At 71.5% G+C, this 21,067-nt stretch carries 20 protein-coding genes; 16 read left to right on the forward strand and 4 right to left on the reverse strand.

Annotated elements, in window-relative coordinates; genetic code table 11:
* The first annotated feature begins 57 nt into the window (after positions 1–57).
* On the forward strand, positions 58–1,131 hold the full coding sequence (gene tsaD / locus J2847_RS30585; RefSeq protein WP_209782505.1) for a tRNA (adenosine(37)-N6)-threonylcarbamoyltransferase complex transferase subunit TsaD: 1,074 nt from the start codon (positions 58–60) through the stop codon (positions 1,129–1,131).
* Between the two features lie 86 nt (positions 1,132–1,217).
* Here the strand turns inward: tsaD and J2847_RS30590 are convergent, their stop codons facing one another.
* Both J2847_RS30590 and J2847_RS30595 read right to left on the reverse strand, forming a co-directional pair.
* On the reverse strand, positions 1,218–2,687 hold the full coding sequence (locus tag J2847_RS30590) for a DEAD/DEAH box helicase (protein ID WP_209782506.1): 1,470 nt from the start codon (positions 2,685–2,687) through the stop codon (positions 1,218–1,220).
* Positions 2,688–2,956: 269 nt separating this feature from the next.
* Positions 2,957–3,532: a superoxide dismutase family protein gene (locus tag J2847_RS30595; RefSeq protein WP_209782507.1), complete on the reverse strand. Its 576-nt coding sequence runs from the start codon at positions 3,530–3,532 to the stop codon at positions 2,957–2,959.
* Between the two features lie 147 nt (positions 3,533–3,679).
* Here J2847_RS30595 and J2847_RS30600 point away from each other — a divergent pair, with 147 nt between their 5' ends.
* From J2847_RS30600 to J2847_RS30650, 11 genes are all read left to right on the forward strand, one after another.
* Entirely contained in the window at positions 3,680–4,105 is a 426-nt protein-coding gene (locus J2847_RS30600) for a Fur family transcriptional regulator (RefSeq protein ID WP_085555866.1), read from the forward strand.
* On the forward strand, positions 4,102–4,326 hold the full coding sequence (locus tag J2847_RS30605; protein WP_209782508.1) for a hypothetical protein: 225 nt from the start codon (positions 4,102–4,104) through the stop codon (positions 4,324–4,326). Before J2847_RS30600 ends, J2847_RS30605 begins: the two co-directional genes overlap by 4 nt.
* 317 nt (positions 4,327–4,643) lie before the next feature.
* Entirely contained in the window at positions 4,644–5,462 is an 819-nt protein-coding gene (locus tag J2847_RS30610; RefSeq protein WP_209782509.1) for a phage capsid protein, read from the forward strand.
* 157 nt (positions 5,463–5,619) lie between these two features.
* Entirely contained in the window at positions 5,620–5,889 is a 270-nt protein-coding gene (locus J2847_RS30615; RefSeq protein ID WP_085555869.1) for a hypothetical protein, read from the forward strand.
* An 11-nt stretch (positions 5,890–5,900) separates the two neighbouring features.
* Positions 5,901–7,007, forward strand: coding sequence for a hypothetical protein (locus J2847_RS30620; protein WP_209782510.1), 1,107 nt, complete (start codon positions 5,901–5,903; stop codon positions 7,005–7,007).
* A 48-nt stretch (positions 7,008–7,055) separates the two neighbouring features.
* A complete protein-coding gene (locus J2847_RS30625) occupies positions 7,056–7,625 on the forward strand; it encodes a hypothetical protein (protein WP_085555871.1) in 570 nt (189 codons plus the stop codon).
* On the forward strand, positions 7,625–9,520 hold the full coding sequence (locus J2847_RS30630) for a phage tail protein (protein ID WP_209782511.1): 1,896 nt from the start codon (positions 7,625–7,627) through the stop codon (positions 9,518–9,520). Before J2847_RS30625 ends, J2847_RS30630 begins: the two co-directional genes overlap by 1 nt.
* Entirely contained in the window at positions 9,520–10,413 is an 894-nt protein-coding gene (locus J2847_RS30635; protein WP_209782512.1) for a hypothetical protein, read from the forward strand. The genes J2847_RS30630 and J2847_RS30635 overlap by 1 nt, the downstream gene beginning before the upstream one ends.
* 68 nt (positions 10,414–10,481) lie before the next feature.
* The gene (locus J2847_RS30640; protein WP_209782513.1) at positions 10,482–12,512 is read left to right on the forward strand and encodes a glycosyl hydrolase family 28-related protein; all 2,031 of its coding nucleotides are present in this window, start codon (positions 10,482–10,484) and stop codon (positions 12,510–12,512) included.
* Positions 12,512–14,044, forward strand: coding sequence for a phage terminase large subunit (gene terL / locus J2847_RS30645; protein ID WP_209782514.1), 1,533 nt, complete (start codon positions 12,512–12,514; stop codon positions 14,042–14,044). Before J2847_RS30640 ends, terL begins: the two co-directional genes overlap by 1 nt.
* Before the next feature lie 59 nt (positions 14,045–14,103).
* Positions 14,104–14,412, forward strand: a complete 309-nt coding sequence (locus tag J2847_RS30650; protein WP_085555876.1) for a hypothetical protein — start codon at positions 14,104–14,106, stop codon at positions 14,410–14,412.
* Positions 14,413–14,432: 20 nt separating this feature from the next.
* On the opposite strand, the gene J2847_RS30655 is transcribed toward J2847_RS30650, so the two are convergent.
* Positions 14,433–14,651 (reverse strand): hypothetical protein, encoded by a 219-nt coding sequence (locus tag J2847_RS30655; RefSeq protein ID WP_085555877.1) that lies wholly within the window; start codon positions 14,649–14,651, stop codon positions 14,433–14,435.
* 275 nt (positions 14,652–14,926) lie between these two features.
* On the opposite strand from J2847_RS30655, the gene J2847_RS30660 reads away from it, so the two are divergent.
* From J2847_RS30660 to thrS, 4 genes are all read left to right on the forward strand, one after another.
* Entirely contained in the window at positions 14,927–15,301 is a 375-nt protein-coding gene (locus J2847_RS30660) for a DUF952 domain-containing protein (protein ID WP_209782515.1), read from the forward strand.
* Positions 15,298–16,371 (forward strand): quinone-dependent dihydroorotate dehydrogenase, encoded by a 1,074-nt coding sequence (locus tag J2847_RS30665; protein WP_209782516.1) that lies wholly within the window; start codon positions 15,298–15,300, stop codon positions 16,369–16,371. The genes J2847_RS30660 and J2847_RS30665 overlap by 4 nt, the downstream gene beginning before the upstream one ends.
* A 145-nt stretch (positions 16,372–16,516) precedes the next feature.
* The gene (locus tag J2847_RS30670; RefSeq protein WP_209782517.1) at positions 16,517–17,746 is read left to right on the forward strand and encodes an EAL domain-containing protein; all 1,230 of its coding nucleotides are present in this window, start codon (positions 16,517–16,519) and stop codon (positions 17,744–17,746) included.
* A gap of 155 nt (positions 17,747–17,901) precedes the next feature.
* Positions 17,902–19,854 carry a threonine--tRNA ligase gene (gene thrS / locus J2847_RS30675; protein WP_209782518.1) on the forward strand — a complete coding sequence of 651 codons (1,953 nt, stop codon included), beginning with the start codon at positions 17,902–17,904 and terminating at the stop codon, positions 19,852–19,854.
* 86 nt (positions 19,855–19,940) lie between these two features.
* On the opposite strand, the gene J2847_RS30680 is transcribed toward thrS, so the two are convergent.
* Entirely contained in the window at positions 19,941–21,038 is a 1,098-nt protein-coding gene (locus J2847_RS30680; RefSeq protein WP_209782519.1) for a CocE/NonD family hydrolase, read from the reverse strand.
* Positions 21,039–21,067: the final 29 nt, after the last annotated feature.

Here is a 21,067-nt window from a genome sequence, read left to right on the forward strand (position 1 = left end):
GCGCCTCCATCCCCAAAACCCTATACCCGCGCGGCCGGGGCGGCTAGTTTGGCGGGCATGATCGTTCTTGGAATCGAGACAAGCTGCGACGAGACGGCCGCCGCCGTGGTCACCGACGCGCGCGAGATCCGCGCCGACGTGGTCCTGTCGCAACTGGACGACCACACGCCCTATGGCGGGGTGGTTCCGGAAATCGCCGCCCGTGCCCATCTGGAGCATCTCGACGGGCTGATCCGCCGCGCCATGGCCGAGGCCGGGATCGGCTTCGGCGACCTCGACGCGGTGGCGGCCACCGGCGGGCCGGGGCTGATCGGCGGCGTGATCGTCGGGGTGATGACCGCCAAGGCCATCGCGGCGGCGCGCGACCTGCCCTTCGTCGCGGTCAACCATCTGGAGGGGCACGCGCTGACCGCGCGGCTGACCGACGACGTCGCCTTTCCCTACCTGCTGCTGCTGGTGTCGGGCGGCCATTGCCAATTGCTGGTGGTCGAGGGGGTGGGGCGCTACCGCCGGCTCGGCACCACCATCGACGACGCGGTGGGCGAGGCGTTCGACAAGACGGCCAAGCTGCTCGGGCTCGGCTATCCCGGCGGGCCGCTGGTCGAGAAGGCGGCGGCGCGTGCGACGAATCCCGGACGCTTCGAGCTGCCGCGCCCGCTGGTCGGGCGCCCCGGCTGCGATTTTTCCTTCTCGGGTTTGAAGACGGCGGTGCGCCGCCACGCCGAGGAGTTGGGCTCGCCGCTGTCCGACGCCGACCGCGACGATCTGGCGGCGGCCTTCCAGACGACGGTGGCCGAGGTGATGGCCGACCGCTGCGCCCGCGCCATCCGCCGCTTCAAGCAGGAGCACCCGCAGGGCGGTGCCCTGGTGGTGGCCGGCGGGGTGGCGGCGAACAGGACGCTGCGCGCCCGCCTGTCGACGCTGGCGGTGGCGGAGGGCATGCCCTTCGTGGCGCCGCCGCTGCGGCTGTGCACCGACAACGCCGCGATGATCGCCTGGGCCGGGATCGAGCGTTTCCGGCTGGGCGAGAGCGATCCGCTGAGCTTCGCCCCGCGCCCGCGCTGGCCGCTGGATCCGACCGCCGCCCCCGCCATCGGGCGGGCCGGTGTCGGATCGGGCGTGAAGGCGTGAGAGCCTCCAACCCCGGTTTTTGAGCAGGAGAACCGTCATGCCCGTGCCAAGCACGGGCATGACGAAGGATGACGGAGTTGGGGCCGTCAGGCGGCGCTGGTCTTCTTCTTCAGCGGGGCCTCGCCGCCGGCCGGCCGGGTTGCCGCGGCGTGCGGCTGCGGGCGGCGGTCGTGGCGGTTCTGCTGGGCGCCGGGCTTCGGCGTCTTGCTGGCCTGCGGATGGGCGGCCGGCTTGCCGCCCTGCGGGGGCCGGGACTGGGCGGGCTTCGGCTGGGCCGGCTTGGCCTGGGCGGGCTTCGCCTGTGCCTGAACCGGCTTGGCGGCCTGCTGCTGGTTGCGCCCGCCGCCCTGGTTGCGGTTGCTGCCGGGAGCCTTCGGGCGGGGCGGCGGCTTGGAGGAGGCGTGGATCTGCGCCACCTCGACCGCGTGGTAGGGATGGTCGTGGTCGGCCGGGATCGGCTGGCGGATCGTCTTCTCGATGTCCTTCAGATAGCCGACCTCTTCATGGTCGCAGAAGGACACCGCGCTGCCGTTGGTGCCGGCGCGGGCGGTGCGGCCGATGCGGTGGACGTAGCTTTCCGGCTCGTTCGGCAGGTCGAAGTTGATGACGTGGCTGATGCCGTCGACGTCGATGCCGCGCGCCGCGATGTCGGTCGCCACCAGCGCCCGCAGGTCGCCGCTGCGGAAGGATTCCAGCGCGCGGACGCGGGCCGACTGCGACTTGTCGCCGTGGATCGCGTCGGCGGCGATGCCGGCCTTCTTCAGATGCTCGGCGACGCGGTCGGCGCCGTGCTTGGTGCGGGCGAAGACGATGGTCCGCTCCACCGTGCTGTCGAGCAGCAGATCGGCCAGAAGCCGGCGCTTGTCGGCGCGGTCGACGAACAGGACGCGCTGGTTGATGCGCTCCACCGTCGTCGATTGCGGCGTGACCTCGATGCGCTGGGCGTCGGTCAGGATGCTGTTGGCCAGCTCCGTCACCGCGTCGGGCATGGTCGCCGAGAAGAGCAGGGTCTGGCGCTGCTTGGGCAGAACCGCGACCACCTTGCGGACGTCGCGGATGAAGCCCATGTCGAGCATCCGGTCGGCCTCGTCGAGGACGAAGACCTCGACCGCGTCGAGCTTGCAGTGATTCTGCGCCATCAGGTCGAGCAGGCGGCCCGGCGTGGCGATCAGCACCTCGACGCCGCGGGCGAGCGCCGCGATCTGCGGGCTCTGGCCGACGCCGCCGTGGATCACCGTGCGGCGGATCGGCAGGTGGCGGCCGTAGGTGGTGAAGCTGTCGCCGATCTGGAGCGCCAGTTCGCGCGTCGGGGTCAGGATCAGGGTGCGCGGCGACTTGGCGGCGACGCGCTTCTTGCTCTCGAACAGACGCTGGAGGATCGGCAGGGTGAAGGCGGCGGTCTTGCCGGTGCCGGTCTGGGCGAGGCCGAGCACGTCGCGTCCCTGCAACAGAACGGGAATGGCGCCGGCCTGGATCGGCGTGGCCGTGGAGTAACCCTCCTCCGCGACGGCGCGCTGAAGAGGCTCGATCAGGCCGAGGCCGGAAAATTCAGTCATGGAACGGATGGTCCTGGTCACCGAAATGGGGGCCGCGCCATGGGGGAGCGGCCGGGCTTGCGCGCTCCGCGGCGGGATGGCGCGGAGCCGTCGGCGGCGGGAACGCGCAAGCTCTGCGCGGCCATGGTGCCGTCCAACCCCGCACACATAGGGCGGGTGGCTTGATTTGGCAAGAAAACTCGGCGATGGGCGGGGTATGGCAGGGGTGCGGCGGCGGCGTCCGGGCGCCGCCGGGGCGCCGCGCCGATTTGCCGCACCCCTTCAAAGCCTCAGTTTTTGCCGATGACGCCGCAGCCGATGCGGTCGCCGGAGTTGCCGGCGGGCTGGCTCAGATAATCGTCGGGCTTGGCGTGGACGACGAAGGCGGTGCCGCCCGGCTTGAACAGCCCGTCGGCGCCGTCGGACAGCGTGACCATGTGGGTGATCGCCTCGAACCCGGCCTTGCCGGCCTCGTTGGCCCAGATGTTGGGCAGCTCGCCGAAATGGATCTTCTCGGCTTCGAGCCCGTGCTTGGAGCCCGCCGCGCCGAAATGGCCACCCGCCGCCGCGAAATTGGGGGTGCAGGCGCCGTTCTCATGGATGTGGATGCCGTGCCAGCCCGGAGTCAGCCCTTCGAGCATTCCATGGACGACGATTCCGTGCGGAAATTTGGTGAAGGTCACGGTGCCGAGCGGCTTGCCCTGCGGATCGGCGATGGCGGCCTGCGCGGCGGGCGCCGGGGCCGGGGCGGCGGCGGCGGGTGCCGCCGCGGGCGCGGCCGGCTGCTGGGCGGCGGCGGGCAGGGCCGCCAGGGCCGCCAGGGCGGCGAGGGCAGCGAGGGCCGCGGGGGTGAGCCTGCGCGTCATGATCGTGAATCCTCCATGCTTGGTTTCGCCGTGTCGGTTTCGCTGTGCCGGTCCCGCGACTTCGCGCCGCGATAACACCGCGCTGGGATCGCGAACGGTTTTCAGTATGATGGGGGCTACGAGCTCAAAGACCAAGGTATCGTTCCGATGACGTCACGGCTGGAAGCGTTGTGTCTGGAGAAGGGGTTGAAGATGACCGGGCAGCGCCGGGTCATCTCGCAGGTTCTGTCGGAGGCCGACGACCATCCCGACGTGGAGGAGGTCCATCGCCGCGCCGTGCGGATCGACCCGCGCATTTCCATCGCCACGGTCTACCGGACCATGCGGCTGCTGGAGGACGCGCAGGTGATCGAGCGCGTCGACCTCGGCGACGGGCGCGCCCGCTACGAGGAGGCGTCGGCCGACCACCACCACCACCTGATCGACACCCGGACCGGCCGCATCATCGAGTTCGCCAGCCCGGAGCTGGAGGCGATGAAGGAGCGCATCGCCCGCGAGCTGGGCTACAAGATCGTCGGACACCGGCTGGAAATCTACGGCGTGCCCCTGGACGAGGAGGATGAGCGTCAATGACCGATCCCCGTTACCTCGGCGACGAGACGCCGCCATCCGACGCGCCGGCCTGCCGCGACGCCGTCCAGCGCTGCTACAGCGGCCTGTGCCGCTGCGGCCAGCCGGAACGCTACGCGCTGGAGGCGGCGGTCACCGTCTACCGCTACCACCATCCGGAAATCTCGCCGGTCCAGGCCGAGACCATCGTCAGCCACTGGGTCGCGGGTCCGGTCCGGCACTGACGGCCGGATGGGTCGAAATATGAAGATAGTCCTTGATCGTTCGGGAATGATGTCCTAAAACAGTTCCTGTCAAGGCGACGGGTCCGCCCCCCTCCGGGCCGGTCGCCGCGACGCTTCCAAACTCCCCAACGCCTGTCCTGGAAAGGGCTGGCCGGACAACCGAAAGGCCCGGCCAGCCCTTTTCTTTTTCGCGTTCCGCCCGCGGCCGGCCCCGCAGCGCGCCTGCGCCCCGCGCCCGTGCGCGCCGCCGACAACCGGGTGGCGGAACGACCTTTCCCCGGACGGGATCCGCAGGAACGCGAAAGGAACATCCTCCCATGTCCACCACGATCGCCGAGGCGTTCGTCAAGCAGTTCGAGCGCGAGGTCCACGACGCCTACCAGCGCATGGGCTCCAAGCTGCGCAACACCGTGCGCACCAAGGGCAACGTGCAGGGCGCCTCCACCGTCTTCCAGAAGGTCGGCAAGGGCGTCGCCTCCACCAAGTCGCGCCACGGCGCCGTCCCGGTGATGAACCTGGACCACACGCCGGTCGAATGCCCGCTCTACGATTTCTACGCCGGCGACTGGGTCGACCGGCTCGACGAGCTGAAGACCAACATCGACGAACGCCAGATCATCGCCAACGCCGGCGCCTACGCGCTGGGCCGCAAGACCGACGAGCTGCTGCTGGCCGAGCTGAACACGTCGGTCAACTACGCCGGCGGCGACACCGACGGGCTGACCAAGGCCAAGGTGCTGGAAGCCTTCGAGATGCTGGGCACCTCGGACGTGCCCGACGACGGCCAGCGCTTCGCGGTGGTCGGCTGGAAGCAGTGGAGCCAGCTTCTCGGCATCGAGGAGTTCGCCAGCACCGACTATGTCGGGCCGGACGAGCTGCCCTGGCGCGGCACCCAGGCCAAGCGCTGGCTCGGCACCCTGTGGATCCCGCATTCCGGCCTGAAGGCGACCGGCAACGTGCGCCTGTGCCACTGGTACCACAAGACGGCGGTCGGCCACGCGGCGGGCGCCGACGTGAAGACCGACATCAGCTGGCACGGCGACCGCGCCGCCCATTTCGTCAACAACATGATGAGCCAGGGCGCCGCGCTCATCGACGCGACCGGGGTCGTCACGCTGCGCTGCCTGGAGAGCTGAGCCGTCCGCGGCTTCTCGTCCGGCGCCGTTCCGCGGCGTGACCGACGGCGGGGCGCTTCCGGCCCGGACGGTACGGGCCGTTCCATCCCTCCGGCCCGGACCGCGGCCGGGAGCGCCCCCGACAGGACCCGACCCCCTTCATCCGGAGACTTCATCCATGGCCTACGCGTCCAAGGATTTGAGCGTGCTCGCCTACGCCAACGGCTTCACGCTCTGGCACTACACCACGGCCGACCTCGCGGCCGATGTCGACACCACCGGCTATTTCAACGGCGCCGCCGACCTGCTGCGGGTCGGCGACATGGTGCTGGCCAACTGCGCGGCCGGCGGCGGCCCGTCGGGCGGCGTGCTGGTCGTCGCCACCAACGCGGCGGGGGTGGTGGACGTCACCAACCTGACCCCGTTCGGCGCCGCCAACAGCGACTGAGGAGCCGGCCCATGAGCGTGCTCACCAGCGGATGCCGGGACAGCCACGCCGCCGACGGGGCGCGGGCCGCCTTCGCCTACGGCTTCCGCATCCTCGACGCCGCCCACCTGACGGTGACGCTGCGCTCGGCGGTGACCGGGGCGGAGGTGGCCCAGGTCCTCAACACCCACTACACCGTCACCGGGGTGGGCGCGCCGGGCGGCGGCACCATCGTCTTTCCGGCCCCGCCGCCGGCGGGCTGGACCGTGGTCGTCGCCCGAACCATGCCGGCGGGCGACCATGGCTATCCGGGCGTGACGGCCGACCAGGCCTTCGACCGGCTGGCGCTGCTGGCCCAGCAGGCACAGGACGCCGCCAGCCGGTCGGTGCGCTTTCCCGAGGGCGACAGCCCGTCGCTGTCGGCGCGGCTGCCGAGCAGCCCGGAGCGCGCCGGCAAGGCGCTGGCCTTCGACGCCAACGGCAACGTCGCGCTGGTCTCGCTGGCCTCGCCGACCTTCGACAGCGGCTTCGTGGAATGGGCGGAGATCCGCAACACGCCGCGCACGCTGGCCGGTTTCGGCATCCTCGACGCGGTGCCGCTGGCCCATGCCGGGACGGGCGGTGCGGCCCACGCGGTGGCGACCGCCGAGGCCGCCGGTTTCATGAGCGCCGCCGACAAGGCCAAGCTCGACCGCTTCGGCGCGGCGGGACCGCTGCGCGGCTGCCTGCTGACGCTGGCCGAGCCGCAGCTGTTCGGCCCCGGCGTCGGCGGCCGGGTGATCTGGAGCACGGTGGTGTGGGACAGCGACGGCTGCTTCGTGCCGGCGACGCCGACTCGGGTCGTCACCCCCGGCTGGGCGCGCTTCGTCCGGCTGTCGGTGCAGCTGGAGGTCGATCCGGCGATGAACAGCCACCGCACGCTGACCATCCGCCGCAACGGCAGCCCCGACTATCCGGGCCGCACGGTCATGCGCGGCCATGGCAACGGCGGCGACTGGAACGTCCCGCCCAACGCGGTCACGCCCTGGCTGCCGGTGTCGGCGGGCGACTGGTTCGACGTGCATCTCGACCAGACCTCCAGCGTCGCCTTCACGCTGCTGGCGTCGGGCGGCACCTGGGCGCAGGCCGAGTTCGTCTGACTTCCCCTCCCGTCGGAGGGCATCCCCCACATCCCCGGAGATCCCGCCATGGCCCTCACCGCCATCGGTCTGTGCGGCCGCGCGCTCATCAAGATCGGCGCGACGGCCATCGCCACCTTCGACGACGGCTCGGCCGAGGCGGAGGTCGCCGCGGCGCTCTACGCCCCGACGCGCGACGCCCTGCTGTCGGCCAACGCCTGGAGCTTCGCCACCGTGCAGGCGACGCTGCCGCGCCTCGCGGCGGAGCCGGTCGCCGACTACGCCAACAGCTTCCAGCTGCCCGCCGATTTCCTGCGGGCGCTGGGGGCCGGCGGCGGCGGGCGGGGGCGCGGCGTCGGCTATCGCATCGCCGGGCGGACGCTGCATTGCGACTCCGACCGCGTCACCCTGACCTACATCGGCCGCCCGGCGGAGGAGGAGTTTCCCGCCTTCTTCGACCAGGCGCTGATCGCCCGGCTGGCCGCCGAGTTCTGCATCCCGCTGACCGAAAGCAGCAGCCGGGCCGAACTGCTCGCCTCGCTGGCCGAGGCCGAGTTCCGCCGCGCCCGCCAGATCGACGCCCAGCAGGACAACCAGCCGGGCTTCGAGGACTTCACCCTGATCGACGCGAGGGCGTGATGGGACGCCTGCAACAGGTCAAGACCAACTTCACGGCCGGCGAGATCTCGCGCCGCCTGCTCGGGCGCGGCGACCTCCGGGCCTACGACAACGGGGCGCTGGCGCTGCGCAACCTGTTCATCGACCCGACCGGCGGGGTGACGCGGCGCTCCGGCCTCGCCTTCGCCGGGCTGGCGCGCGGCGACGGGCGGCTGGTCGCCTTCGAGTTCAACACCGAGCAGACCTATCTGCTGGCCTTCTCCGACGGCATGATCGACATCCACCGGGGCGGGTCGCTGCTCGCCAGCGTGGCGGCGCCCTGGAGCGCGGCGCAGCTTCTCCAGATCACCTGGACGCAGAGCGCCGACACGCTGCTGGTCTGCCACCCGGACGTGCCGCCGCGCGCCCTGACGCGCGGCGCCGGCGGCGCCTGGGCGCTGTCGGAATGGGCCTACGCCGTGCAGGACGGGCTGGTGCGGCTGCCCTTCTACCGCTTCGGCGATCCGGCGGTGACGCTCACGCCGTCGGGCACCGGCGGCGCCGTGACCGTCACCGCGTCCGCCCCGGTGTTCGACCAGCGCCATGACGGCACCCGCATCCGCATCAAGGACAAGCAGCTGCGGATCACCGGTGTCGTCTCCGCCACGCAGGTGAATGCCACGGCGATGGAGGCTCTGGCCGACACGGCGGCGACCACCGACTGGGAGGAGCAGGCCTTCTCGCCGGTGCGCGGCTGGCCGGTGTCGGCGGCCTTCCACCAGGACCGGCTGGTCATCGGCGGCTCGCGCGACCTGCCCAACCGGCTGTGGCTGTCGCGCTCCGCCGACCTCTGGAACTTCGACCTCGGCACCGGGCTCGACGACGAGGCCATCGAGTTCGGCATCCTGTCCGATCAGGTCAACGCCGTGCGCGCGGTGTTCTCCGGCCGGCATCTCCAGGTCTTCACCTCGGGCGCCGAATACACGGTGACGGGCGACCCGCTGACGCCGCAGAACATCCAGGTCAACCGCCAGACCCGCATCGGCTCGCCGGTCGACCGCAACATCCCGCCGCGCGACGTCGACGGCGCCACGCTGTTCGTGCCGCGCAACCGGCGGGAAATCCGCGAGTTCCTCTACACCGACACCGAGGCCGCCTATCAGGCCAACGATCTGGCGCTGCTCGCCCGCCATCTGGTGGTGAACCCGCGCGACCAGGATTACGACCAGACACGCCGCCTGCTGTTCGTGGCGATGGAGGACGGCTCGCTCTGCACCCTGACCGTCTACCGCACCGAGGACGTCACCGCCTGGACCCGGCTGGAGACCGACGGGGCGGTGCGCTCGGTCGCGGTGGTCGGCGACGAGGTCTGCCTGCTGGTCGACCGCGCCGGGATCTGGTGCATCGAGCGTTTCGACGACGCGCTGAACCTGGATTCGGCGGTGGTCGGCGAGCGGGACGAGGCGGCCGCCGTGTGGACGGGCTTCGACCATCTGGAGGGGCGCCCCCTCGCCGTGCTCGCCGACGGGGTGGTGCGGCCGGCCGCCATCGTGCAGGCCGGCCGCATCGTCCTGTCGCCGCCGGCCCGCCGCGTCGAGGCCGGGCTGCCCTACAGCCACCGCATCGTGCCGCTGCCTGCCAACCTGATCGGCCAGGCGGCCGGCGCCGATCTGGTGCGGCTGGTCGCCGTGACCTTCCGGCTGGAGGAGACGGCGGCGCTGCGCGTCGATCTCGGGCGCGGGCTCCAGGATCTGCCGCTGCACCGGCTGGGGCCGCGACCGGCGGACGGGGTGCCGCCGCGCGTGTCGGGCGACCGGCGGCTGCGGGCGCTCGGCTGGCGGCGCGACATCGACGTGCCGCTGTGGCGCATCGAGCAGGACGCGCCGCTGCCCTTCACGCTGCTTTCCGTGACCATGGACATGAAGGTGAACGACTGATGGGTGGAATCACGCCCCTGGTGACGACGGCCCTGCCGCTGGCGGGGTCGGTCGTCAGCACCGTGCGCAGTGCCCAGACGGGCTCCGACAGCGCGGCGGCGCAGCAGCAGGCGGCAGCCCAGGCCGCCGCCGAACTGGAGTACAAGCGCCAGCAGGACGCCCTGAAGGCCCAGCAGGAGGCCGCGGCGCTGGAGTACCAGAAGCAGCAGGAGGCCGTGGCGCTGGAGTACAGGCGCCAGCAGGACGCCGCCGCCGCCGCCGCCGCGCAGGCGGCGCTCGACCGCAAGTACCAGGAGGAGGCCGGCGCGGCCCAGCGCGCCGCGGCGGCGGCCGAGGCGGCGCGCCAGCAGCAGGCGCAGATCGCGGCCGAGGCCGAGGCCCGCGAGTGGGCGCGCCAGGATCTGCTGCGCCAGCAGGAGCAGGAGCTTCAGCGCCAGAAGGACGAGGCCGCCCGCATCGCCGCCGAGCAGGCCCGCGCCCGCGAGATGGACGCCTACCGCGCCAGCCAGGAGCAGACCCTGGCGCAGCTGCGGGCGAGCCAGGACGCCGCCTATCAGACGCAGGAGACGGACGCCCGGACGCAGCTCGCGCAGCTCACGGCGGCGGCCGACGCGGCGGAGAAGCGGCGGGTCGAGGCGCTGCGCCAGTCGGTCGCCAAGTCGCGGGCCAGTCTGGGCGCGCGCGGCGTCAAGGCCGGCGACGGCTCGGGCGAGGCGATCCTGCTGGGCCTGACCAAGGAGACCGACGGCGAGCGCAAGGACGCCCAGGCCGTCGACCAGCTCAAGCAGCAGGCGATCCAGCAGAACCTCGACGCGGTGAAGCGGCGCAACCTGCTGGAGCAGGCGCAGCTCGCCGACCGGCAGAAGCTGGAGTTCATGAGCAAGTTCTTCTGATGCCCTCTCCCCGGGGCGGGAGAGGAAAACCAGACCGCCTTGACGGCGCCGGCAACGCGGAGCCACCGATGAGCAGTTCCCTTCACATCCCGCGCGGCGTGCCGCGCGTGCAGTATGTCGCCGACGGGGCGCAGCGGGTCTTCACCTACCCGTTCCCGATCTTCGCCGCCGCCGACCTCCAGGTGTTCCTCGGCGCCGCCTTGCAGAGCACCGGCTACGCGGTGGCGGGGGCCGGGAGCACGGCGGGCGGATCCGTCACCTTCGCGGCGGCGCCCGAGGCCGGTCTGGCGGTGCTGCTGCGCCGCCGGCTGCCGATCGAGCGGACCAGCGACTTCCTCGACAGCGGACCGCTGCCGGCCTCCGCCCTGAACGGCGAGTTCGACCGGCTGACCGCCTCGCTCCAGCAGGTGGCCGGCGACCAGGATCTGATGCTGCGCTACGCCGACACCGACCTGCCGGCCTCGCCGCTGCTGCCGGGGCGCGACGCCCGCCAGGGCAAGCTGCTGTGCTTCGACAGCGCCGGCAACCCGACCGTCCGCCCGCCGGTCGACGAGGAGGCGCTGTCCACCTACGTGCCGCCGGGGGCGGGCGCCGTCAGCCGTCCGGTGCGCGACAAGCTGTCGGACGCCGTGTCGGTCAAGGATTTCGGCGCGGTCGGCGACGGCATGGTGGACGACACCGTGGCGATCCAGGCGGCGCTGACATCGGCCAAGGCGGTGACGGTGCCGCCCGGCACCTACCGGATCACCAACACGCTGACGCTCGCCCATGGCCGGACGCTGAGCGGGGCCGGGCAGAGCTCGGTCATCGAGGGGGCGTCGAACGCCTTCGACCTGATCCACATCCCGGACGGCTACGCCACCCTGTCCGGCCTGCGGCTGGAGAAGGGCAAGGCCGGGGTGCGGCTGTTCGGGCGCGACGGCGCCTGCGTGCAGAACACGCTGGCCGACCTGACCCTGTGGGATCCGCAGGTCGGGCTGGTCCTCGACGGCTACAACGACCCGAACCTTCCCTGCTACTGGAACAGCGTGTCGCGCGTGCTGGTGGCGCGGCCGTCGCTGCACGGCGTCTGGCTGACGCGGACGGGGGCGGGCGACACGCCCAACGCCAACCGCTTCCAGAACGTCCGGGTCTATTCGCTGTCGGCGCCGATCACCGGCTGCGGCTTCTTCGTCGAGGAGGGGCGCTACAACAACGCCTTCGTCGATTGCGAGGCCAACCTGTCGACGATGGCCGAGGCCTGCTTCCGCGTCGGCCCGGTCACCGACAAGACGCTGATCCTGAACTTCTACGGCGAATCGCTGGGCGGCGTGCCCAACATCCAGCTCGACGCCGGGTCGGTGGAGACGGCGATCCTCAACCTGTTCTCCGCCTCGGCCGGGCCGGCGATCCTCGACCGCTCGGGCGGGCGCTACACCGCGCTGAACGCCGGCTATCCGGAGAAGAACCGCCTGCAGCACAGCCGGGTGACGCAGCTGACCGTCGAGGCGCTGCGCTACGACACCGACTACATCGAGCCGGAGCGGGGCGGGCTGGTCGAGCTGGACCTGACCAGCTCGGTCTGTCTGGTCAGCGCCTATGGCGGGCCGGTGGAGGCACGGCTTCCCCACGCCGGCGCGGCCAACGGGCATTCGGTGACGATCAAGAAGACCGACGCCTCCGCCAACATCCTCACCATCACCGAGAGCGGCGGGCCGGGGCCGGACGGGCGGAGCTTGGCGCTCGGCAACCGCTACGACTTCGTGACGCTGGTGTCGAACGGGGCGAACTGGTGGATCGTCGCCGGCAACCGCCATCGCGAGAATGTCGGCTTCCACGAGGGCACCCCCCTGTTCGAGCCGGACCTCAACCAGTCGCTCTATCTGGTCAGCGCCTGGAGCGGCGCCGTCGAGGTCCGCCTGCCGGCCCCCGGCGCGCCGCACGCGGTCGGCCGCACGGTGACCGTCAAGAAGTCGGACACCGGCGGCCACCGCGTCACCGTCACCGCGCAGGGCGTCGGCGGTCCCGACAGCGAGGCGATCGCGCTGACCGGCCAGGGCCATGCGGTGACCGCGATGTCGAACGGCGCCGGCTGGCACATCCTGGGGCGGAACCCGTGATGGAGGAGCCGGTCGCCGACAAAGCCTTCGCCGAGTTCGTCCATGACTGGAACAGCCTGTCCGACCTGAAGACCCCCGCCCATCACCGCGAGATGGCCGGCTGGCTCGAACGCGAGAGCGGCGGCGGCAACCGCCGCATGCTGCTGATGGCCTTCCGCGGCTCGGGCAAGTCGACGCTGGTCGGGCTGTTCGCCGCGTGGCTGCTCCACCGCGATCCCAACCGGCGGCTGCTGGTGCTCGCCGCCGACCTGAAGCTGGCCAAGAAGATGGTGCGCAACGTCAAGCGGGTGCTGGAGCGCCACCCCGCCACCCGCCACCTGAAGCCGCCGGCCAAGGACCGCGACCAATGGGCCGCCGACCAGTTCACGGTGGTGCGCCCGATGGAGCTGCGCGACCCGTCGATGGCCGCCGCCGGCATCGGCGGCAACATCACCGGCAGCCGCGCCGACGTGGTGATCTGCGACGACGTCGAGGTGCCGCGCAACTCCGACAGCGCCAACAAGCGGGCCGACCTGCGCAACCGCCTGTCGGAGCTGGAGTATGTGCTGGTGCCGGGCGGCGCGCAGCTCTATGTCGGCACGCCGCACAGCTACTACACCATCTACGCCGACGAGGCGCGGCCGGAGGCCGGGGAGACCCAGCCCTTCCTCGACGGCTTCGCCCGGCTGCTGCTGCCGGTCTACACGGAGGAGCCCGGCGGCCGGCGGCGCTACGCCTGGAAGGAGCGGTTCGGCGAGGCCCACGTCAACCGCATCCGCAAGACCACCGGCCCGAACAAGTTCACCAGCCAGATGCTGCTGCGCCCGGTCAACACCGCCGACGGCTTCCTCGACGTCGAACGGCTCGGCCGCTACGACGCCGAGCTGGAGTACCGCGAGGCGCTGGGCCGCGCCGTCCTGACCCTGGACGGGGTGCGGATGGCGTCGGCGAGCTGCTGGTGGGATCCGGCCTTCGCCCGGCCCAGGGCGGAGGGCGCGCCGCCCGGCGACGGCAGCGTGGTCGCCGCGCTGTTCGGCGGCGAGGACGGGCGCTTCTACCTGCACCGGGTGCTCTATCTGCGCGTCGACCCCGGTGCCGGCGGGACCGAGGCCGACCAGCAGTGCGGGCAGGTCGCGCGCTTCCTCGCCGACCACCATCTGCCGGCGATCCATGTCGAGATCAACGGCATCGGCCGTTTCCTGCCCGGCCTTCTGCGCGAGCGGCTGCGCAAGGAGAGGCTGGCCGCCACGGTGATCGAACAGTCGAGCCGCACCGCCAAGGCGACGCGGATCCGCGAGGCCTTCGACGCGCTGCTGGCCGACCGGCGGCTGTCGGCCCACCGGCTGGTCTGGGACACGCCGCTGATCCGCGAGATGCGCGAGTGGCGCCCGGACGGCCGCTACACCGGCCCCGACGACGGGCTGGACGCGGTCGCCGGCTGCCTGTCGGCCGAGCCGCACCGCTTCGACCGCGCCACGGCGGCGCCCGAACGCCGCGCCGACTGGCGGGGCGGCGGCGGTGCCGTGGTGGCGCCGTCCGATTGGGAGTTCTGAAAGCCGGTGTTTTTCCCGGACGCCGACGCGCGTCCGCTGCCTCAACCCTGGAGACCCCGATGCACGAAAACCTGGATCTCGCCTGGTGGATCACCGCGGTGGAACTGCCGGTGATGGGCGGGCTGTTCTGGCTGATCGCCCGGCTGCGCCGGGACGCCGAATCCGCCCTGGAGACTCTGCGGGCCCGCGCCGAATCGGCGCAGGCGCAGGTGCGCGAGAGCCTCGCCGCCTACAAGCTGGAGGTCGCCAAGACCTACGTGTCCTTCGCGACCCTGAAGGATGTCGAGCAGCGTCTGACCGACCATCTGCTGCGCATCGAGAACAAGCTGGAATCCGCCTCCCCCTTCATGGAGGGAGGGCGCCGCTGACCTTTCGGCCGCGCCGCCGCTCAATCGGCGTGATGGATCATCGCCTGGTAGATCTTCCAGGCGACCTCGACCGACACGCCGCCGGCCCGCGCGCCCGACGCCAGCATGGTGGCGCTCGGCTTCAGCGGCACGACGGTGTGGCCGGGCTCGCACAGCGCGCCCATCGCGGTGACGGACGCGTTGAGCGCGCCATCCAGCGGCTGGTCGTTCTTCAGCGTGCTCATGGAAATCGCGTTCATGGCGGGTCCTCCGTTGCGTTGAACCCATCACAGCAAAAGCAATGCCAACGGGCGGAGGGGCGGCGATTCCGCGATTTCCCGCGATTGCGGGTGGGATGGGTGGCCTTTCGCCCCTTTTTCGCGGCGGGGAAAAACGAAAATAACCGCAAAATGCCAGCTAATTTCGTTTCACCTTTGCAAAATGCAAAGCACGCGCCCCGTTTCGTTGCAATCGGGGAGTCGCATTCGGCGAAGCGCTGGCCGGTGGCGCGCGCTTCGGCTAGTGTCCGCGCACCATGAACGACCGAATCATCCATCACATGTGCCGCGCGGACGAGTGGGACGCCGCCCGCGCGGCCGGCTCCCATCCCGGTTCGTCGCAGGATGCGAAGGACGGCTTCATCCATTTCTCGACGGCCGCCCAGATCCGGGAAAGCGCCGCCAGGCACCGCGCCGGCCAGGACGGTCTGGTGCTGCTGACGGTGGACGCCGGCCGGCTGGGGGACGCCCTGAAATGGGAGCCGTCGCGCGGCGGCCAGCTCTTCCCCCATCTCCACGCCGCCCTGCCGGTGACGGCCGTGCTGCGCGCCGACCCGCTGCCGCTCGGCCCCGGCGGGCTCCATGTCTTCCCGCCGGGTTTCCCCTTCGCCATCGAGGATCTCGCGCCGTGATCGACCTGTTCCCCATCGCCGGCCCGCTGCTGCACCGCTTCGACCCGGAGACCGCGCATGGGCTGACCATCAAGGCGCTGAAGTCGGGCCTCGTGCCGGCGGTGCGCGGCCGCGACGAGCCGGTTCTGCGCACCCGCGTCTGGGGGCTGGAGTTCGCCAACCCGGTCGGGCTCGCCGCCGGTTTCGACAAGAACGCCGAGGTGGTGGACGCCATGCTGCGGCTCGGCTTCGGCTTCGCCGAGGCGGGCAGCGTCACGCCGCGCCCGCAGCCGGGCAACCCGCGCCCGCGCCTGTTCCGCTTGGCCGGACAGGGCGCCGTCATCAACCGCATGGGTTTCAACAACGAGGGGCTGGAGGCCTTCGCCGCGCGGCTGGAGCGCCGCCGCGACGACCCGCGCCGGGCGTCCGGTCCGGTCGGCGCCAACCTCGGCAAGAACAAGGACACGGCGGACGCCGCCGACGATTACGTGATCGGCGTGCGCCGGCTGGCGCCGCTGGCCGACTATCTCGTGGTCAACGTCTCCTCGCCCAACACGCCGGGCCTGCGGGCGTTGCAGGGGCGCGAGCCGCTGCGGGAACTGCTCGGCCGGGCGCTCGACGCGCGGGCGGCCTGCAAGCTCACCCGCGACCCGCCGCTGCTGCTGAAGATCGCCCCTGACCTGACGGCCGAGGACAAGAGCGACATCGCCGCCGTCGCGCTGGAGAGCGGCATCGACGGGCTGATCGTGTCGAACACCACCATCGCGCGGCCGGACGACATCCCGCAGCCGCTGCGCGCCGAGGCCGGCGGCCTGTCGGGGCGCCCGCTGTTCGGGCCGTCGACGGCGGTGCTGAAGGAGATGTACGGGCTGACCGGCGGCAAGCTTCCGCTGGTCGGGGCCGGCGGCATCGCGTCCGGCGCCGATGCCTACGCCAAGATCCGGGCCGGAGCCTCGCTGGTGCAGTTCTACTCGGCGATGGTCTATGGCGGGCCGGCGCTGGTCCACCGCATCCGCGATGAGCTGGCGGCTCTGCTGCGCCGCGACGGTTTCGCCACCGTGGCCGACGCGGTCGGGGCGGACCACCGCTGACGGGCGCACGAGCGGTGGTCCGCAGGGTGGGCCATTGCTCCCGCGTAAAATTAACGGATCGTCAAGCGGGGCCGCCGATCCTCGGTCGCGCGCCCCCTTGCCCGCAAGGTCGTGGAAAGCCCGGAACGCCCATGTCGGTTCTCGCATGTCCGCCCTGACGCACATCGTCTACGCGCTGGCCTATCTGGTGGCCGGCGGCGCCGTCGCCGCCGTGCTGCCGGAGATGCGGCCGGACGCCGACCCGCTGCTCGGCTGGCTGGCGGGCGGGGCGGTGGTGCTGGCCGGCGCGCTGGTCCACGACGTCGTCACCCGGCTGGAGCGCGAGCGGATCGCGTCGCGCCGCATCCACCGTCTGCACGATACCGTCGAGGCGTTGGCCGAGGAGGTCGCCCGGCTGCGCGCCGCGGTCGCCGAGGAGAGCGCCCGTCCCCACGCCGGTCCGGCCGGCTACGACGCGGTGATGCAGGAGGTGAAGCTCCTCCAGTCGCTGGTCACCCGTCTGGCCGAACGCCGGGCGCCCCGCCCGCCGGCCTCCGCCGCTCCGGCGGTCGAGCGACGCGGGTCGGCCGCCGGGACGCCGCCGGGCGTCCCGGTGCAGGCTCCCGCCTCCACTCCCGCCCCCATTCCCGCCGGCCCGATGGACGACGCCTCGGTGCTGGAGGCGGTGCGCGAGGCGCTGGAGGCCGACCGCATCGACATCTACCTCCAGCCCATCGTCAGCCTGCCGCAGCGCAAGCACCGCTTCTACGAGGTCTTCTCGCGCGTGCGCGCGGGCGACGGGCAGCAGATCATGCCCGACCGCTATCTGGAGATCGCCGAGCGCGAGGGGCTGATCGCCACCATCGACAATCTGCTGCTGGTCCGCTGCATCCAACTCATCCGCGAGACCGAGCGGCGCCAGCACTCGATCGGCTTCTTCTCCAACATCTCGGCGGCGACGCTGAGCGACACCGATTTCATGCGCCGCTTCCTGGAGCTGATGACGCGGAACCAGGCGCTGGTGCCCAAGCTGGTGTTCGAGCTGAGCCAGGCCGACCTGCGGGCCGGCGGGGCGGTGACGCTCGGCATCCTGTCGCAGCTCTCGCGCCTCGGTTTCCGCTTCTCGATGGATCAGGTGAGCAACCTGGATTTCGACGTCGAGACGCTGCTGCGCCACGAGTTCCGCTACGTCAAGCTGGACCGCGCGCTGGTGCTCGACCCGGCGCGGGCGGCGCGGGTGGCGGAACTGCGCCGCCGCTTCGCCGACGAGGGCATCGACCTGATCGTCGAGAAGATCGAGACGGAAGGCCAGCTCGTCGAGATTCTCGACACCGGCTTCGACTTCGGCCAGGGCTACCTGTTCGGCGAGCCGCGCCCCAGCCGCAAGCCGGGGTGAAGCCGGGCCGACGGGGCGGCGGCATCCCCTTGCGCGACGGTTGCGAAAGGCTTGCATTCCGCCGCCATGCTTGACAGCCGCCCGTGTCCCATTGGAAGTTTCGCGTTCCCGGTTCCCGCCGGGTGCAACGCAACACTTAAGATACGGTGACTTCGGTGACGTCCAACATCGCCATCACGCTTCCCGATGGCAGCGTGCGGGAGTTCGACCGGCCGGTGACGGGGGCGGAAATCGCCGCCTCCATCGGGCCGCGCCTTGCAAAAGATGCTCTTGCCGTCAAGATCGACGGCGAGGTGAAGGACCTCACCACCACCGTCACCACCAACACCAAGATCGAGATCGTCACGCGCAGCCACCCGGACGCGCTTGAGGTCATCCGCCACGACGCCGCCCATGTGCTGGCCGACGCCGTGCAGAAGCTGTATCCCGGCACGCAGGTCACCATCGGCCCGTCGATCGCCACCGGCTTCTATTACGACTTCGCGCGCGACGAGCCCTTCACGCCCGACGATCTGGAGAAGATCGAGGCGAAGATGCGCGAGATCGTCGCCGCCGACGTGCCGCTGGTGCGCGAGGTGTGGAGCCGCGACGACGCGGTCGCCTACTTCAAGACTCTCGGCGAGCACTACAAGGCCGAGCTGATCGAGGCGATCCCGCAGGGCGAGCCGGTGTCGATCTACCGCCAGGGCGACTGGCTGGATCTGTGCCGCGGGCCGCACGCGCCCACCACCGGCAAGGTCGGCCAGGGCTTCAAGCTGATGAAGGTGGCCGGCGCCTACTGGCGCGGCGACAGCCGCAACCCGATGCTCCAGCGCATCTACGGCACGGCGTGGCGCGACGAGAAGGAGCTGAAGGCCTACCTGCACCAGATCGAGGAGGCCGAGAAGCGCGACCACCGCAAGCTCGGCAAGGAACTCGACCTGTTCCACGTGCAGGAGGAGGCGGTCGGCTCGGTCTTCTGGCACCCGAAGGGCTGGACGCTCTACCGGACGCTGGAGACCTACATCCGCACCAAGCTCCAGGCCGCCGGCTACGTCGAGGTGAAGACGCCGCAGCTCATCGACAGCTCGCTGTTCAAGGCGTCGGGCCACTGGGACATGTACGGCGACAACATGTTCAAGGTCGAGGCCGACGGCGGCGAGAAGATCCTCGGCGTCAAGCCGATGAACTGCCCCGGCCACGTCCAGATCTTCCGGCACGGCCTGCGCTCCTACCGCGACCTGCCGATCCGCATGGCCGAGTTCGGCGCCTGCCACCGCAACGAGCCGTCGGGCGCGCTGCACGGCATCATGCGGGTGCGCGCCTTCACCCAGGACGACGCGCACATCTTCTGCCGCGAGGACCAGGTGGCGAGCGAGTCGGCGGAGTATTTCAAGCTCCAGCTCGGCGTCTACAGGGATCTCGGCTTCGACAAGATCTCGGTCAAGCTGGCGCTGCGTCCCGACGTGCGCACCGGCTCGGACGAGCTGTGGGACCGCGCCGAGGGTGCCTTGGCCCAGGCGCTGCGCGAGGCCGGCCTGGAGTATGAGGAGCTGCCGGGCGAGGGCGCCTTCTACGGCCCCAAGGTCGAGTTCCACCTGACCGACGCCATCGGCCGCACCTGGCAGTGCGGCACCTTGCAGTACGACCCCAACCTGCCGGAGCGTCTCGACGCCAGCTACATCGGCGAGGATGGCGCCCGCCACCGACCGGTCATGCTGCACCGGGCGATCCTCGGCTCGCTGGAACGCTTCATCGGCATGCTGATCGAGCATTACGCCGGCAAGTTCCCGCTGTGGCTGGCCCCGGTCCAGGCGGTGGTGACCACCATCACCAGCGAGGCCGACGGCTACGCCCAGGAGGTCGCGACCCTGCTGAAGCGCCAGGGCGTCCGGGTCGAGCTGGACACCCGCAACGAGAAGATCAACCTGAAGGTCCGCGAGCACAGCCTGAAGAAGGTGCCGCTGATGCTGGTGGTCGGCAAGCGCGAGGCGGAGGAACGCACGGTGGCGCTCCGCGTTCTGGGCGGCAAGGACCAGGAGGTTCTTTCCCTCGACGCCGCCATCGGCAAGCTGGTGGCCGAAAGCCGGTCGCCGGCCGGCGAGGCGGTCAACGATTCGCCGTTCTGATCGCCCGGACACCGCGTGACGACGAAAAGGCCCGCCGGAAACGGCGGGCCTTTTTTGTCGGGCCTCCGTGTCGGTCGCGGAAGGGCCTAACGGACGGGCGTGTCGTTGACGGCGGCGATCCGGCAGGTCTTGCGCGTGTGCTTCTGGCAATTCTCCAGGGCGCCCTGGCGGGCGTCGGCTTCGCCGCGCTGTCCCGATTTCCAGCCATAGCCGCCGTCGGGCGACACGGCGAACGCCTTGTTGCCGGCGGCGGCGAGGTAGTCGCGGAAGCCGGCGCGGTTGCGTTCCGAAAGCTCCGCCGGCGGCGCCAGGGTCGCGACCGGCAGCGCGATGAGGGTGGGGCGGAGGGTGAGCCCGTGGGCGGCCAGGAAGCGGTCGACCATCGGGGTCCACAGCGGAACGGCGGCGGAGAACAGGAAATGCCCGTCCTTGCCGTTGGCCGGCGCCTGCACGAACTCCGCCCGGCCGCCGGCCTGGGTGAAGGCCCCGAAAAGGCGGCGGGCCAGCGCCGGGCCGAAGAACAGGTCGTTCTCCGCGTAGATCCAGAGGGTCGGCACCCGCGAGGTCCGGCCGAAGGCCCCGAAGGTCTCGACCAGCCGGTCGGGGCTGCACACGTCGTCGTCGGCGCGCGACCCGCGCCCACCGGCGAAGCTGATGGCGGCGGCCAGACCCGGCGGCGGGGCGGCGGCCAGCGCCAGGCTGGCGAAACCGCCGGCCGACACGCCGACGCTGATGACGCGCGAGGCGTCCGCGAAGGGCTGGCGCGCCATGAAGCGGATGGCCTGCCGGAGGTCGTCGGCGCCGCGCTCGCCCGATTGCCGGTAGTCCGGGTTGTTGCAGGCGCCGCTGCCCTCGGCGAGGGGGCCGTCCGAGCCGCCGTAGCCGCGCCGCATCACCACCAGCGTCGCCCAGCCCCGCCGGGCGAACTCCCGCGCCTGGGGCGCCAGCCGCAGCGGCGTCATCTTCGCCCGTTCCGCCGCGTCGCGCGGCGAACCGTGGGTCATGATGGCGATGGGGAAGGGGCCGGGGCCGGCCGGGCGGATCAGCAGCCCTTCCAGCGTCAGCGCTTCCCCAGCCCCGTAGGTCGCGGGAATCCGCAGCTCCGTCTGGGTCAGCTCTTCGGCGCGCGCCGGAACCACGGCCCACAGGAGAAGCGCGAAAGCGGCGAGAACGCGCAGGATCATGGCGAGCCTTCCCCGGAACGGCGAGCGGG

The sequence above is a fragment of the Azospirillum agricola genome, assembly GCF_017876095.1.
Lineage (GTDB): Bacteria > Pseudomonadota > Alphaproteobacteria > Azospirillales > Azospirillaceae > Azospirillum > Azospirillum agricola.

Excerpts from the sequence above, each read along its gene's own strand:
- J2847_RS30680 (WP_209782519.1), bottom strand. The coding sequence starts at position 21,038 with ATGATCCTGCGCGTTCTCGCCGCTTTCGCGCTTCTCCTGTGGGCCGTG.
- J2847_RS30655 (WP_085555877.1), bottom strand. The coding sequence starts at position 14,651 with ATGAACGCGATTTCCATGAGCACGCTGAAGAACGACCAGCCGCTGGAT.
- J2847_RS30595 (WP_209782507.1), bottom strand. The coding sequence starts at position 3,532 with ATGACGCGCAGGCTCACCCCCGCGGCCCTCGCTGCCCTCGCCGCCCTG.
- J2847_RS30635 (WP_209782512.1), top strand. The coding sequence starts at position 9,520 with ATGGGTGGAATCACGCCCCTGGTGACGACGGCCCTGCCGCTGGCGGGG.
- J2847_RS30640 (WP_209782513.1), top strand. The coding sequence starts at position 10,482 with ATGAGCAGTTCCCTTCACATCCCGCGCGGCGTGCCGCGCGTGCAGTAT.
- J2847_RS30605 (WP_209782508.1), top strand. The coding sequence starts at position 4,102 with ATGACCGATCCCCGTTACCTCGGCGACGAGACGCCGCCATCCGACGCG.
- J2847_RS30600 (WP_085555866.1), top strand. The coding sequence starts at position 3,680 with ATGACGTCACGGCTGGAAGCGTTGTGTCTGGAGAAGGGGTTGAAGATG.
- terL (WP_209782514.1), top strand. The coding sequence starts at position 12,512 with ATGGAGGAGCCGGTCGCCGACAAAGCCTTCGCCGAGTTCGTCCATGAC.
- tsaD (WP_209782505.1), top strand. The coding sequence starts at position 58 with ATGATCGTTCTTGGAATCGAGACAAGCTGCGACGAGACGGCCGCCGCC.
- J2847_RS30620 (WP_209782510.1), top strand. The coding sequence starts at position 5,901 with ATGAGCGTGCTCACCAGCGGATGCCGGGACAGCCACGCCGCCGACGGG.
- J2847_RS30630 (WP_209782511.1), top strand. The coding sequence starts at position 7,625 with ATGGGACGCCTGCAACAGGTCAAGACCAACTTCACGGCCGGCGAGATC.
- J2847_RS30590 (WP_209782506.1), bottom strand. The coding sequence starts at position 2,687 with ATGACTGAATTTTCCGGCCTCGGCCTGATCGAGCCTCTTCAGCGCGCC.
- J2847_RS30660 (WP_209782515.1), top strand. The coding sequence starts at position 14,927 with ATGAACGACCGAATCATCCATCACATGTGCCGCGCGGACGAGTGGGAC.
- J2847_RS30615 (WP_085555869.1), top strand. The coding sequence starts at position 5,620 with ATGGCCTACGCGTCCAAGGATTTGAGCGTGCTCGCCTACGCCAACGGC.
- J2847_RS30670 (WP_209782517.1), top strand. The coding sequence starts at position 16,517 with ATGTCCGCCCTGACGCACATCGTCTACGCGCTGGCCTATCTGGTGGCC.
- J2847_RS30625 (WP_085555871.1), top strand. The coding sequence starts at position 7,056 with ATGGCCCTCACCGCCATCGGTCTGTGCGGCCGCGCGCTCATCAAGATC.
- J2847_RS30650 (WP_085555876.1), top strand. The coding sequence starts at position 14,104 with ATGCACGAAAACCTGGATCTCGCCTGGTGGATCACCGCGGTGGAACTG.
- J2847_RS30610 (WP_209782509.1), top strand. The coding sequence starts at position 4,644 with ATGTCCACCACGATCGCCGAGGCGTTCGTCAAGCAGTTCGAGCGCGAG.